The 13,172-nt window shown below is 62.7% G+C and carries 11 protein-coding genes and 1 pseudogene; 5 read left to right on the top strand and 7 right to left on the bottom strand.

Annotated elements, in window-relative coordinates; translation table 11 throughout:
* Positions 1 to 103: pseudogene (locus CQW31_RS31810) on the top strand (IS110 family transposase); the annotation flags it as partial.
* Positions 104 to 214: 111 nt separating this feature from the next.
* Here the strand turns inward: CQW31_RS31810 and CQW31_RS26445 are convergent.
* Positions 215 to 1,057 (bottom strand): mechanosensitive ion channel family protein, encoded by an 843-nt coding sequence (locus CQW31_RS26445; RefSeq protein ID WP_099815778.1) that lies wholly within the window; start codon positions 1,055 to 1,057, stop codon positions 215 to 217.
* A gap of 116 nt (positions 1,058 to 1,173) precedes the next feature.
* Positions 1,174 to 1,659 (bottom strand): YajQ family cyclic di-GMP-binding protein, encoded by a 486-nt coding sequence (locus CQW31_RS26440; protein ID WP_054884610.1) that lies wholly within the window; start codon positions 1,657 to 1,659, stop codon positions 1,174 to 1,176.
* 102 nt (positions 1,660 to 1,761) lie between these two features.
* Here CQW31_RS26440 and CQW31_RS26435 point away from each other — a divergent pair, with 102 nt between their 5' ends.
* From CQW31_RS26435 to CQW31_RS26425, 3 genes are read left to right on the top strand one after another with little or no spacing between them, the layout of a single operon-like run.
* The gene (locus CQW31_RS26435) at positions 1,762 to 2,679 is read left to right on the top strand and encodes a putative 2-dehydropantoate 2-reductase (protein WP_054884611.1); all 918 of its coding nucleotides are present in this window, start codon (positions 1,762 to 1,764) and stop codon (positions 2,677 to 2,679) included.
* A 30-nt stretch (positions 2,680 to 2,709) separates the two neighbouring features.
* Entirely contained in the window at positions 2,710 to 4,740 is a 2,031-nt protein-coding gene (locus tag CQW31_RS26430; RefSeq protein ID WP_054884612.1) for an ATP-binding protein, read from the top strand.
* Position 4,741: 1 nt separating this feature from the next.
* Positions 4,742 to 5,308 (top strand): cob(I)yrinic acid a,c-diamide adenosyltransferase, encoded by a 567-nt coding sequence (locus tag CQW31_RS26425; RefSeq protein ID WP_054884613.1) that lies wholly within the window; start codon positions 4,742 to 4,744, stop codon positions 5,306 to 5,308.
* A 131-nt stretch (positions 5,309 to 5,439) separates the two neighbouring features.
* Here CQW31_RS26425 and CQW31_RS26420 read toward each other — a convergent pair whose 3' ends face one another.
* The 4 genes from CQW31_RS26420 to secA all read right to left on the bottom strand — a co-directional run bounded on the left by CQW31_RS26420 (position 5,440) and on the right by secA (position 11,280).
* Positions 5,440 to 6,384, bottom strand: coding sequence for a Nudix family hydrolase (locus CQW31_RS26420; RefSeq protein WP_099815777.1), 945 nt, complete (start codon positions 6,382 to 6,384; stop codon positions 5,440 to 5,442).
* Positions 6,381 to 7,013, bottom strand: a complete 633-nt coding sequence (locus CQW31_RS26415; protein WP_054884615.1) for a glutathione S-transferase family protein — start codon at positions 7,011 to 7,013, stop codon at positions 6,381 to 6,383. The genes CQW31_RS26420 and CQW31_RS26415 overlap by 4 nt, the downstream gene beginning before the upstream one ends.
* A 141-nt stretch (positions 7,014 to 7,154) precedes the next feature.
* The gene (argJ, locus tag CQW31_RS26410; protein ID WP_054884616.1) at positions 7,155 to 8,372 is read right to left on the bottom strand and encodes a bifunctional glutamate N-acetyltransferase/amino-acid acetyltransferase ArgJ; all 1,218 of its coding nucleotides are present in this window, start codon (positions 8,370 to 8,372) and stop codon (positions 7,155 to 7,157) included.
* Between the two features lie 172 nt (positions 8,373 to 8,544).
* Positions 8,545 to 11,280 (bottom strand): preprotein translocase subunit SecA, encoded by a 2,736-nt coding sequence (gene secA / locus CQW31_RS26405; RefSeq protein ID WP_054884617.1) that lies wholly within the window; start codon positions 11,278 to 11,280, stop codon positions 8,545 to 8,547.
* Between the two features lie 351 nt (positions 11,281 to 11,631).
* On the opposite strand from secA, the gene CQW31_RS26400 reads away from it, so the two are divergent.
* A complete protein-coding gene (locus CQW31_RS26400) occupies positions 11,632 to 12,093 on the top strand; it encodes a DUF721 domain-containing protein (RefSeq protein ID WP_099815781.1) in 462 nt (153 codons plus the stop codon).
* Between the two features lie 53 nt (positions 12,094 to 12,146).
* Here CQW31_RS26400 and lpxC read toward each other — a convergent pair whose 3' ends face one another.
* Positions 12,147 to 13,058: a UDP-3-O-acyl-N-acetylglucosamine deacetylase gene (gene lpxC, locus CQW31_RS26395; RefSeq protein ID WP_099815776.1), complete on the bottom strand. Its 912-nt coding sequence runs from the start codon at positions 13,056 to 13,058 to the stop codon at positions 12,147 to 12,149.
* Positions 13,059 to 13,172: the final 114 nt, after the last annotated feature.

Here is a 13,172-nt window from a genome sequence, read left to right as displayed (position 1 = left end):
TCAAGCTCTGGTAATCCTGGCTAGAAAGCTCGCGCGGGTGGCATTCGCCCTGATGAAAAATCAGGACGAATACGTCACCAAAGGTGGGAAACTGGCTTGCTGAAAACCATAGAATCTCCCACAGGTACTGCACAAGTCTCGAAGCTTGTGCGATACCTGTGGGAGCGGGCGTGCCCGCGAAGGGGCGCGGAGCGGCCCCGGTTGCAACGCGGTATTACTGCGTTGCAGTCTCCTGCACCACGCGGATCACCCGCTGCGGGAACGGAATGTCGATGCCTTCGGCCTTCAACCGGTCACGGGCATGCTCGTTGAGCATGAACATCACGTCCCAGTAGTCGGCGGTCTTGGTCCACAGGCGCAGCGACACGGTGATCGAGCTGTCACCCAAGGTCGAGACGACCGCCTGCGGCGCCGGGTCCTGCAGCACGCGCGGGTCCTGCGCCAGCTCCAGCAACACGTTGCGGGCCTTCTGCAAGTCAGCCTCGTAGTCCACCCCCACATCGAACACCACCTTGCGCGTCGGCTGGCGGTTGGTGTTGGTGATGATGCCGTTGGACAGGCTGCCGTTCGGCATGATCACGGTCTTGTTGTCACCAGTGCGTAGGACGGTGTGGAAGATCTGAATGCTGTCGACGGTACCGGATACACCCTGTGCTTCGATCCAGTCGCCGATGCGGAACGGGCGGAACATCAGGATCAGCACACCACCGGCGAAGTTCGCCAGGCTGCCCTGCAGAGCCAGGCCGACAGCCAGCACAGCGCCACCCATGGCTGCCACGAACGAAGTGGTCTCGATGCCGATCATCGACGCCACACTGATCGCCAGCATCACCTTCATGACGATGTTGGACAACGTGCGAATGAAACCCTGCAACGCCGGGTCCGCGACCCGAAGGCCGACAAGCCTGGCCAAGCGGTCACTGACCTTGTTGGTGATCCACCAACCGATGGCCAAGGTCACCAGCGCAAGCAGCAGACGGCTGCCATACGCCATGATCATGGGGATCCAGGTCTGCGACTGGCGAACCAGCTGATCGACTTCAGCGTTCAAATCCATGTATTCATCTCCTGATGCCGTGCGGCACGTACACAGTAAAGCAGGCCGCCGGTCATCCAGCGGCCACGGCCCCCATGGACATCATTGCGCCATCGAGGTTCCGGGCAACCCAGCGATCAGTCGCGGAAGTTGTTGAACTGCAGCGGCATGTCGAATTCCTTGGTGCGCAGCAGGGCAATGGCTTCCTGCAGGTCGTCACGCTTCTTACCGGTGACACGCACCTGCTCGCCCTGGATCGCGGCCTGGACCTTGAGCTTGCCGTCCTTGATGGTGGCGACGATCTTCTTGGCCAGGTCCTTGTCGATGCCTTCGCGGAATTTGGCTTCCTGTTTCTTTTCCTTGCCCGAGGCGTAAGGATCCTTGGTTTCCAGGCACTTGACGTCGATCTTGCGCTTGACCAGCGCCAGGCGCAGGATTTCCAGCATGGCTTCGAGCTGGAATTCTTCCTCGGCGGTCAGCACCACGGTCTGCTCCTTGTCCTTGAACTCGAAGCTGCCCTTGCCCTTGAGGTCATAGCGGCGATCGAGGTCCTTGATGGCGTTGTCGACCGCGTTCTGCACTTCGTGCTTGTCCAGTTCCGATACCACGTCGAACGAAGGCATGGGTAATCTCCATAAAATAAACGCGCGCTCAGTCTGAACATGGAGCGCGTCGGTGTTAGCGGGTTAAAATGCGGGCTCATTATAACGGGTTGCGAAACGCAGATGAGCAGCACCTGGCATATTCTCGGCGCCGGTAGCCTCGGCAGCCTCTGGGCCTGCCGCCTGGCACGCGCCGGCAAGGCAGTACGCCTGATCCTGCGTGATGCGCAGCGCCTGCAGGCCTACCAGCAGGCCGGCGGCCTGACGTTGGCCGAGCAGGAGCAAACCCGCCGCTACGCCATCCCGGCCGAAACGGCCGAATCCGGCGGCCCCATCCATCGCCTGCTGGTAGCCTGCAAGGCCTACGATGCCGCTCCCGCCGTCGCCGGCCTGGCGCCGCGCCTGGCTGAGGGCGCAGAACTGGTGCTATTGCAGAACGGCCTGGGTAGCCAGGACGAAGTGGCCGACCAGGCCCCCCTCGCCCGCTGCATCTTCGCCTCGAGCACCGAAGGTGCATTCCGCGAGGACGATTGGCGAGTGCGCTTCGCCGGTCATGGTTTCAACTGGCTGGGGGACCCGGCCAACCCCACCCCACCAGCATGGTTCGATGACCTGAACGACGCGGGCATTGCCGCCGAATGGACGGTCGACATCCTTACCCGCCTGTGGCGCAAGCTGGCGCTCAACTGCGCCATCAACCCGCTGACGGTGCTGCACGATTGCCAGAACGGCGGTCTGCTCGGGCACCTCGGCGAGGTCGAAGCACTGAGCACGGAACTGGCCGAGCTGCTGCGCCGTTGCGGCCAGCCCGAAGCCGCAGCCGATCTGGGCGAAGAAGTGCTGCGGGTGATCCTGGCCACTGCGGCCAACTACTCTTCCATGTACCAGGACGTGCGCGCTGGCCGGCGCACCGAAGTGCACTACCTGCTGGGCCATGCCTGCCGGGCAGCCGAGCGCCACGGCATGGCGTTGCCGCAGCTGGAACACCTGCACCAGCGCCTGGTCGATAACCTGCGAGCGCGTGGTTTGCCCAGCGCCTGACGTCAACCCAATACGGACATTGCCTTGCCCATGAGCCTGCGCCAACGCCTGGAAAACCTCCCGGTCGGGCAGAAACTGCTGGCAGCCCTGCTGGTACTGCTGGTGACCATCCTGCTGGTCGCCAACCTGACCTTCATCAGCGCCGCCTACTGGATCACCCAGGAGAGCATGGCGCCGCAGGCGTTACAGACCATCGGCAAGCTGGTGGCCAACCCGCAACTGTCGGCCCGTGCCGGCGACTCGACCGAGACCGCCACGGCCCTGCTCAAGGAGCTGGACAGCTACACGCCGCTACGCGCCGCGGCCATCTACGGCGGCGACGGCAACATGCTGGCCCAGCTCCAGCACGGCGAGTCTTTGGCCCTGCCCAAGCGCTACCGCAACATCGACGGCTGGCGCCTGATGGAGTTTCGCAGCACCCAGCTGATCCGCATCCCGCGCGACGCCAGCCCACCGGCGCACCTGCTGCTGGTGGCCAGCAGTGAGCTGCCCACGGCGTTCTACACCGGCACGCTCAGCGCCAGCCTGGCGATCCTGGTGTTCAGCATCCTGCTGTGGCTGGTCATCGCCAGGCAGATCAAGCGGTTGATCACCCAGCCGATCAACCAGCTCGAAGAACTCAGCCGTCAGGTCACCCGCGAAGAAAGCTATGCCTTGCGTGCTACCCGCGGCAACGACGATGAGATCGGCAGCCTGGCCGAAGCCTTCAACACCATGCTTTCGCGTATCGAGGCCCGCGAGCAGCAACTCAAGCGCACCCGCGATGAATTCCAGACCGCCTACGACCAAGCCCAAGGCCTGGCCGAGGAAACCCGTAACACCAATCGCAAACTGGAGCTGGAAGTCCAGGTGCGCAGCAAGATCGAGAAGAAGCTCACCGGGTTCCAGAACTACCTCAACAGCATCATCGACTCCATGCCCTCGGCACTGATCGCCCTCGATGAGCAACTCTATGTAACGCAGTGGAACCACGAGGCCACGGTGCTTTCCGGCACGCCGCTGGACGAAGCGCTGAACCAGCCGATCTTCATCGCCTTCGAACCACTCAAGCCGTTCCTGCCGCAGCTCAAGGAAAGCGTCGAAAAGCACCGGGTGGCGAAAATCGAGCGGGTCACCTGGCCCAAGGGCGACGACCTGCGTCATTACGCCCTGACCTTCTACCCGCTGATGGGCGGCGGCGGTCGCGGCGTGGTCATCCGTATCGACGACATCACCCAGCGCCTGTCGCTGGAAGAGATGATGGTGCAGTCGGAGAAGATGCTCTCGGTCGGCGGCCTCGCAGCCGGCATGGCCCATGAAATCAACAACCCGTTGGGCGCGATCCTGCACAACGTACAGAACATACGCCGACGCCTTTCGGCAGAGCTGCCGCGCAACCAGGAACAGGCCAGTGAGCTGGGCATCGACCTGGCCAACGTCAACCGCTACCTGGAAAACCGTGAAGTACCGCAACTGCTCGACGGCATCCAGCAGGCCGGCGCTCGCGCGGCGAAGATCGTGACCCACATGCTCAGTTTCAGCCGTCGCAGCAACCGCCAACTGGCGCCTTGCGACTTGCCGGCGCTGATCGACCAGGCCGTTGAGATCGCCAGCAACGACTTCGACCTGACCATCGGCTTCGACTTCAAGGGCCAGGCCATCATCCGCCAGTTCGACCCAAACCTGGGCCCGGTGCCCTGCACTGCCAACGAGCTGGAGCAAGTGCTGCTGAACTTGCTCAAGAACGCCGCCCAGGCCATCCATCAGCGGCCGCAGCCCAGCGAGCCAGGGCGCATCATCCTGCGTACGAAGCTGAATCCGCCGTGGGCCGAGATCGAGGTCGAGGACAACGGCGTGGGCATGCCCGAAGCCGTTCGCAAGCGCACCTTCGAGCCGTTTTTCACCACCAAGGAGATCGGCCAGGGCACCGGCCTGGGGCTGTCGGTTTCGTACTTCATCATCACCAACAACCACAAGGGGCAGATGGAAGTGCAGTCCACGCCCGGCCAGGGCACCTGCTTCACCCTGCGCCTGCCCCTTGGCCAGCCGCCAGCGGCTGCGCCGACCCACACGGAGGCATGACATGGGCTATCGCCTGTCGAAGATCTATACCCGCACTGGCGACAAAGGCGAAACCGGCCTGGGCGACGGGCGACGGGTACCCAAGGACCACCCACGGGTCGAGGCGATCGGCGAGGTGGACAGCCTCAACAGCCAGCTCGGGCTGCTGCTGGCTGGCCTGGATGAGCACAAGCTGGATGAGGTGAGCAGTGTTCTGGCGCCATGCCAGCATCGCTTGTTCGACCTTGGTGGCGAGTTGGCGATGCCCAGCTACCAGGCCTTGAACCAGGTTGAGGTGGAGCGGCTCGAAGCGGCGATCGATGTATGGAACGAAGAACTGGGGCCACTGGAGAACTTCATCCTGCCCAGTGGTTCGGCGCTGGTAGCGCAGGCCCATGTGTGCCGCAGCCTGGCGCGCAGTGCGGAGCGGCGCTGCCAGCAGTTGAATGCGCTGGAGCCGTTGGAGGGGGTTGGGTTGGCGTATATCAACAGGCTTTCGGATCTGCTGTTCGTGGCGGCGCGGATCATTGGGCGGCGGCAGGGTGTTGCAGAGGTTTTGTGGCAGCCTGCGGAAAAGCCTAAAGGCTGATATCGCCGGGGCTGCTCTGCAGCCCATCGCAGGCAAGCCAGCTCCCACAGGTACTGCGCCGATTTCTCGGACAGTGAGATCCCTGCGGGAGCTGGCTTGCCTGCGATGGGTCGCAAGGCGACCCCAATTACTCAGGCCTCAGGCCAGAATGCGCGGATCCCGGCAACACCTTGGGCACCGGCCTCCCAGGCCTTCTCCCGCTCACCCGGCCCAACCCCACCCAACAGGTAAACCGGCTGGTTGAAGCCGGCAATAAGCCGCTGCGCCTCATCCCAGCCCAACGGCACCGCCTCGGGGTGGGTCTGGGTTGCCTGCACCGGCGACAGGGTGACGAAGTCCACGCCCATCTGCTCGGCCAGCGCCAGCTCTTCGGCACTGTGGCACGACGCTGCCAGCCAGCGTTCCTTGGGGAACGGGCGGCCATTCGCTGCGTACTTGCGTAGCTGTGAGGCGGTCAGGTGCCAGCCAGCGGACGGGAAGTCGCCCAGCCACTCCAGCGGCCCCTTGAGCATCAGCTGCGCCTTGCCGGCGCACAACCCGACCGCGTCCACCGCCACATCGCGGTACTTGGGGTCGTACATGTCCGGGGCGCGCAACTGGATCAGGCGGATGCCACTGGCCACGGCCTTCTGAATACCCTTGAGCATCTGCGGCACTTCCAGGCCATCCGGCGTGATCAGGTACTGATCCGGCAAGCGCGCAGCAGCGACGATCGGCTTGTTGGCTTCAGGGAATTCGTATTGCCCCAGGTCCCGTGGCGCGACCCAGGCCAGTGGCTGGCCTTCGGCGCCGTGGGGCTCACCGGTGAACGCATCGACCTCACGCACATCCAGCAGCACCTGCTTGTCCGGGTAGTCGTGGCTGACCTTGATCAGCGCCCGCGAACGGGTCACTTCGATACCTAATTCTTCGCGCAACTCGCGGGCGAGCGCCGCTTCGACGCCCTCGCCCTCTTCCACCTTGCCACCCGGGAACTCCCACAGGCCGCCCTGGTGCTGGGTATCAGCACGGCGGGCAATCAGAATGCGCCCGTCATTGCCGCGGATCACCGCGGCGACTACATGGATTCTTTTCAACCTGCACGCTCCGCCAGGCCAGCTTGCCGCCAGGCCTGGAAGGCCGGCCACTGGTAAATGGTTTCGATATAGGTGGCTGCCTCGGCGGGCACCTCTACGCGGTAACTACGCAGGCGCACCGCCACCGGGGCGAAGAAGGCATCGGCCAAGGTCGGCTTGCCGAACAGGAAGGGGCCGCTGTCCTTGGCCACCAGGCGGCATTCGGACCACAGCGCGACGATGCGGTCGATATCCACTTGGACCTCCAACGGGATGTTATCCAGCCCCTGGTCACGTGTCAGGTCGAACGGCATGGCACCGCGCAGGGCGAAAAAGCCGCTGTGCATCTGCGCACAGGCCGAGCGGGCCTGGGCACGGGCGGCAACGTCTGCCGGCCACAGCTGGGCCTCGGGGTGGCGTTCGTTGAGGTACTCGGCGATGGCCAGGGAGTCGGCGATCACACCGTGCTCAGTCTTGAGCAGCGGCACCTTGCCGGTAGCGGAGAATTCGAGGATGCGTTTGCGGGTGTCGGGCTGGTTCAACGAGATAAGCGTTTCTTCATAGGGCACGCCAGCCAGCTCGAGGGCCAGGGCGCCACGCAGCGACCAGGAGGAATACAGCTTGTCGCCGATGATCAGGTGATAGCTCATGGTTCGGCTCCATGTATTTGGGGATTTTGGGGCTGCTTCGCAGCCCTTTCGCGACACAAGGCCGCTCCTACAAGGGAGCGCGATTTCCTGTAGGAGCGGCCTTGTGTCGCGAAAGGGCCGCAAAGCGGCCCCAGCATTACATCAGGTGCGGTATTCGGCGTTGATCTTCACGTATTCGTGGGACAGGTCGGTGGTCCAGATGGTTTCGCTGCACTGGCCACGGCCAAGCTCGATACGGATGGTGATCTCTTCCTGAGCCATCACCGCCGAACCTTGTGCCTCGGTGTAGCTCGGGCTGCGGCCGCCTTTGCTGGCGATGCACACGTCACCCAGGTAGACGTCGATCAGGCTGACATCCAGTTCTGGCACACCGGCACGGCCCACGGCAGCCAGAATCCGGCCCCAGTTCGGGTCGGAAGCAAACAGCGCGGTCTTGATCAACGGCGAGTGGGCCACGGCGTAACCGACATCCAGGCACTCCTGGTGGTTGCCACCGCCATTGACCTGCACGGTGACAAACTTGGTGGCGCCTTCGCCGTCACGGACGATGGCCTGGGCCACTTCCATGCACACTTCGAACACGGCCTTCTTCAGCGCTTCGAACAGCGCTCCGCTGGCTTCGGTGACTTCCGGCAGGTTGGCCTTGCCGGTGGCGATCAGCATGCAGCAATCGTTGGTCGAGGTGTCGCCATCGATGGTGATGCGGTTGAACGATTTGTTGGCGCCGTCGAGGATCAGGTCCTTGAGCACGGCCGGAGCGACTTTGGCGTCGGTGGCGATGTAGCCCAGCATGGTGGCCATGTTCGGACGGATCATGCCTGCGCCTTTGCTGATGCCGGTGACGGTGACAGTCACACCATCGTGCTGGAACTGGCGGCTGGCACCTTTGGGCAGCGTGTCGGTGGTCATGATGCCAGTAGCGGCTTCAGCCCAGTGGTTTTCCGACAGGTCGTCCAGCGCGGCTTGCAGCGCGCCTTCGATCTTCTCGACCGGCAGGGGCTCACCGATCACACCGGTGGAGAACGGCAGCACCGACTCGGCCGGCACCCCGGTCAGTTCAGCGAGCTTGGCGCAAGTACGTTCGGCAGCTGCCAGGCCTGGCGCGCCGGTACCGGCGTTGGCATTGCCGGTGTTGGTCAGCAGGTAGCGCACGGTGCCCTGCACGCGCTGCTTGGAGAGGATCACGGGAGCGGCACAGAAGGCGTTGAGGGTGAACACGCCAGCCACGCTGGAGCCTTCGGCGCAGCGCATGACCACCACATCCTTGCGCCCAGGACGCTTGATGCCGGCAGAAGCGATGCCGAGTTCAAAACCCGGAACCGGGTGCAGGGTGGGCAAAGGACCAAGACCAACAGCCATTAGAGCGCTCCTAGAAAAATCGGTTGATTGCAAAAAACGGGGCCGCTTCGCGCCCCATCGCGACACAAGGCCGCTCCTACAAGATTGTTGCGATTCCTGTAGGAGCGGCCTTGTTTCGCGAAAGGGCCGCAAAGCGGCCCCCGGTTTGTCACGTTACAGCGAGTGAATCAGATCATTCAATCTGACCATGGCAATGCTTGAATTTCTTGCCCGAACCACACCAGCACGGCTCGTTGCGGCCCAGCTTCAGGTCGTTGCGCACCGGGGCAGCGGCCACGGCCACTTCGGCGCCCTCCTCGCTCAGTTGCTCGCTTTCAAGGCCTGGCGCAGGGGCATGCTGGAACTGCATGCGGCTGGCCAGCTCTTCGGCTTCGCGGCGCAGGCGGGCTTCTTCTTCGGCCGGGTCTTCGCGGCGCACCTGAACGTGCGACAGCACGCGGATGGTGTCGCGCTTGATCGACTCGAGCAGTTCCTGGAACAGCGCGAACGACTCGCGCTTGTACTCCTGCTTCGGGTTCTTCTGTGCATAACCACGCAGGTGGATACCGTGACGCAGGTGGTCCATGGTCGACAGGTGGTCTTTCCACAGGTCGTCCAGCACACGCAGCAGGATCTGCTTCTCGAAGGTACGCAGGGCTTCGATACCGGCCTGGTCTTCCTTCTCGGTGTAGGCGGTGGTGATCTCGTTCAGCAGCTTCTCGCGCAGGGTCTCCTCGTAGAGGTGATCGTCTTCGTCCAGCCACTGCTGGATCGGCAGCTTCATGCCGAAGTCGCTGGCCAGCGAAGCTTCGAGGCCGGCCACGTCCCACTGCTCCGGCAGCGACTGCGGCGGAATATGCTGGCTGATGGTGGCGTCCAGGACTTCCTGGCGGAACTCGACGATGGTGTCGCCAATGTTCTCGGCCGCCAGCAGGCTGTTGCGCATGTGGTAGATCACCTTGCGCTGTTCGTTGGCCACGTCATCGTATTCGAGCAGCTGTTTGCGGATGTCGAAGTTGCGGCCTTCGACCTTGCGCTGGGCTTTCTCGATGGCATTGGTGACCATGCGATGCTCGATGGCCTCGCCGGACTGCATGCCCAGTGCCTTCATGAAGTTCTTCACCCGGTCAGAGGCGAAGATGCGCATCAGGCTGTCTTCCAGCGACAGGTAGAAGCGGCTCGAACCCGGGTCGCCCTGACGGCCGGCACGGCCACGCAGCTGGTTGTCGATACGGCGTGACTCGTGGCGCTCGGAAGCGATCACGTGCAGGCCACCGGCTTGAATCACCTGCTGGTGACGCTTCTGCCAGTCGGCCTTGATCTGGGCGATCTGCTCAGGGGTAGGGTTCTCCAGTGCAGCCACTTCGGCTTCCCAGTTACCGCCCAGCAGGATGTCGGTACCACGGCCGGCCATGTTGGTGGCGATGGTCAGCGCACCCGGGGCACCGGCCTGGGCGATGATTTCGGCTTCCTTCTCGTGGTACTTGGCGTTCAGTACCTTGTGGTCGATACCTTCCTTCTTCAGCAGGTTCGACATGTGCTCCGAGGTTTCGATGGTGGCGGTACCCACCAGGATCGGGCGGCCCTGGGTCATGCTCTCTTTGATGTCGGCGATGATCGCGGCGTATTTCTCGTCAGCGGTCAGGTACACCAGGTCGTTGAAGTCTTTACGCGCGAGTGGCTTGTTCGGCGGAATGACCATGACGTTGAGGGCGTAGATCGACTGGAACTCGAACGCTTCGGTGTCGGCGGTACCGGTCATGCCGGACAGCTTGGTGTAGAGACGGAAGTAGTTCTGGAAGGTGGTCGAAGCCAGGGTCTGGCTTTCGGCCTGGATGTTCAGGTTTTCCTTCGCCTCGATGGCCTGGTGCAGGCCTTCGGACAGGCGGCGGCCGGGCATGGTACGGCCGGTGTGTTCGTCGATCAGCAGGACCTGGCCGTCCTGGACGATGTACTCGACGTTGCGGTGGAACAGCTTGTGCGCACGCAGGCCGGCGTAGACGTGGGTCAGCAGGCCGAGGTTATGCGCCGAATACAGGCTCTCCCCTTCGGCCAGCAGGCCAGCCTGGGTGAGCATTTCTTCGATGAACTGGTGACCGGCTTCGTTGAGCTCGACCTGGCGGCTCTTCTCGTCGATGGTGAAGTGGCCTTCCTGGGTGACCTGGCCTTCGACTTCTTCGATGTGCTGGGTCAGGCGCGGGATCAGGCGGTTGATCTCGATGTACAGCTTGGAGCTGTCTTCGGCCTGGCCGGAGATGATCAGCGGAGTGCGCGCTTCGTCGATGAGGATCGAGTCGACTTCGTCGATCACGGCGAAGTTCAGTTCACGCTGGAACTTCTCTTCCTGGCTGAACGCCATGTTGTCGCGCAGGTAATCGAAACCGAATTCGTTGTTGGTGCCGTAGGTGATGTCGGCAGCGTAGGCGGCGCGCTTTTCTTCGGGCGGCTGGAAGGCCGAGACGATGCCTACGGACAGACCGAGGAATTCGTACAGCGGACGCATCCAGTTGGCGTCACGGCGGGCCAGGTAGTCGTTCACCGTGACCACGTGCACGCCCTTGCCGGACAAGGCATTGAGGTAGACGGCCAGGGTACCGACCAAGGTCTTGCCTTCACCGGTACGCATTTCTGCGATCATGCCCTCGTGCAGGGTCATGCCGCCGATCAGCTGCACGTCGAAGTGGCGCATGCCCATCACACGCTTGCCAGCCTCACGGGCCACGGCGAAGGCTTCGGGCAGCAATTGGTCCAACGTCTCGCCTTTGGCCAGGCGCTCCTTGAACTCTGCGGTCTTGGCCCGCAGTTGCTCATCGGAGAGGGCCACCATCTTCTCTTCGAAGGCATTGACGATAGCTACCGTCTTGAGCATGCGTTTGACTTCACGCTCGTTCTTGCTTCCAAAAAGTTTTTTTAACAAAGGCGCAAACATATCGGCAGGATCTTCCACACGTAGGGATGGAGGGCGGCCCCATGAGTCGCCCGTGCAGCCCTGAGGCCGCATGCGAACGAGCATTCTACCCGGAAACGATGGTGAGGAAAGTGGTCGATTGCCACGATGCTGGCACAGCGCTTTGGCGGGGGCTTTTCTAAGATAGGGGCATTTTCCCTGAGTTCAACCCGCAGCTTGATGAAACGTAGCGGGAATGACTCTTATCCTGCACTGGCCTCTTCGCCACGCCCGCTCCCACAGGGATCAGCGAATCCTGTGGGAGCGGGCGTGCCCGCGAAGAGGCCAGTGCAGGCATGCTAGACTGACCACCTTGCCCTCATGCACACCGCCATGGCCTACAAACCCTCCGCCGCCCAGCCGCCCGCCACCCTGCTGCGCCAGAACCGCCCGCTGCGCCTGCTGCTGAACCAGGCCGAACGCCTGGCGCATCTGCAGCGCCTGCTGGAAAGCCAGCTGCAGCCGGCTGCCCGCGAGCACTGTCATGTGGCGTCGTGGCGCGATGGCACGTTGTTGCTGGTGGTGACCGACGGCCATTGGGCGACTCGCCTGCGCTACCAGCAAAAGCGTCTTCAGCGCCAGCTGCAGGCCCTGGAAGCCTTTGGCAACCTGCAGCGCATCCTCTATAAGGTGCAGCCACCGCTGGTGCCGGCCAAGCGTGGCGGCAACACGACCGAGCTGTCGAACGATGCCGCCGAAAGTATCCGCGATTCCGCCGAAGGCATCGCCGATCCGAAGCTGCGTGCCGCCCTGGAGCGGTTGGCCAGCCACGCCAAACACAAAGAAAAACCCTGAAAATAAAAAAGGCCACCCGAAGGTGGCCTTAATGAACTAGAGAGTGTTCGAACTTACACAGCCGCAACAGGGCGCATGTACGAGATCGGTGCCGTGCTGGCATCTTCGAAAGTGACCATTTCCCAGGCATCGGTTTCAGTGATGAGCTTGCGCAGCAGCTGGTTGTTCAGCGCGTGGCCGGACTTGTAGCCCTTGAACTCGCCAATCAGGCTGTTGCCCAGCAGGTAAAGGTCGCCAATGGCGTCGAGGATCTTGTGCTTGACGAATTCGTCATCGGAACGAAGGCCGTCTTCGTTGAGCACACCAGTCTCGTCCACCACGATGGCGTTCTCGACACTGCCACCCAGCGCAAGGTTGTGCTTGCGCAGGTACTCGATGTCACGCATGAAACCGAAAGTACGGGCGCGGCTGACTTCCTTCACGAACGAGGTGCTGGAGAAGTCGACGACCGCACTCTGGGTCTGGCCCTTGAGGACCGGGTGATCGAAGTCGATCTCGAAGCTCACCTTGAACCCGTCGAACGGCAGGAAGGTGGCGCTCTTGTCGCCCTCCGTCACTGTCACTTCGCGCAGGATGCGGATGAACTTCTTGGCTGCGTCCTGTTCTTCCAGGCCGGCAGACTGAATCAGGAATACGAAGGGACCGGCGCTGCCATCCATGATCGGCACTTCCGAGGCGGAGAGCTCGACGTAGGCGTTATCGATGCCCAGGCCCGCCATGGCGGAGAGCAGGTGCTCGACCGTATCGACCTTGACGTCACCGTTGACCAGCGTGGTGGACATGGTGGTCTCACCGACGTTGGCCGCACGCGCCGGGATCTCGACCACAGGGTCAAGGTCGGCGCGACGGAAGACGATGCCGGTGTCGACAGGCGCAGGCTTGAGGGTCAGGTAGACCTTCTCCCCGGAGTGCAGGCCGACGCCCGTGGCACGGATGGTATTCTTCAGGGTGCGTTGTCTAATCATGGCATTGGCCGCTTCAGCGCAAATAATGCGAACAGGTATCAACAAAGGCTGGGGATGATAACAGACCCGGCCTTTGCTGAACACCAATCACCCTTATACCCCTGATAAATTCCA

This window comes from Pseudomonas sp. 382, assembly GCF_002759075.1.
GTDB lineage: Bacteria > Pseudomonadota > Gammaproteobacteria > Pseudomonadales > Pseudomonadaceae > Aquipseudomonas > Aquipseudomonas vlassakiae.
Note: the sequence above shows the minus strand (reverse complement) of the source record. Positions and strands in the feature narration are given on the sequence as shown.

Bases quoted from the DNA above. Each gene is read 5' to 3' on its own strand.
- CQW31_RS26445 (WP_099815778.1), bottom strand. From the start codon at position 1,057: ATGGATTTGAACGCTGAAGTCGATCAGCTGGTTCGCCAGTCGCAGACC.
- CQW31_RS26440 (WP_054884610.1), bottom strand. From the start codon at position 1,659: ATGCCTTCGTTCGACGTGGTATCGGAACTGGACAAGCACGAAGTGCAG.
- CQW31_RS26435 (WP_054884611.1), top strand. From the start codon at position 1,762: ATGAGCAGCACCTGGCATATTCTCGGCGCCGGTAGCCTCGGCAGCCTC.
- CQW31_RS26430 (WP_054884612.1), top strand. From the start codon at position 2,710: ATGAGCCTGCGCCAACGCCTGGAAAACCTCCCGGTCGGGCAGAAACTG.
- CQW31_RS26425 (WP_054884613.1), top strand. From the start codon at position 4,742: ATGGGCTATCGCCTGTCGAAGATCTATACCCGCACTGGCGACAAAGGC.
- CQW31_RS26415 (WP_054884615.1), bottom strand. From the start codon at position 7,013: ATGAGCTATCACCTGATCATCGGCGACAAGCTGTATTCCTCCTGGTCG.
- argJ (WP_054884616.1), bottom strand. From the start codon at position 8,372: ATGGCTGTTGGTCTTGGTCCTTTGCCCACCCTGCACCCGGTTCCGGGT.
- secA (WP_054884617.1), bottom strand. From the start codon at position 11,280: ATGTTTGCGCCTTTGTTAAAAAAACTTTTTGGAAGCAAGAACGAGCGT.
- CQW31_RS26400 (WP_099815781.1), top strand. From the start codon at position 11,632: ATGGCCTACAAACCCTCCGCCGCCCAGCCGCCCGCCACCCTGCTGCGC.
- lpxC (WP_099815776.1), bottom strand. From the start codon at position 13,058: ATGATTAGACAACGCACCCTGAAGAATACCATCCGTGCCACGGGCGTC.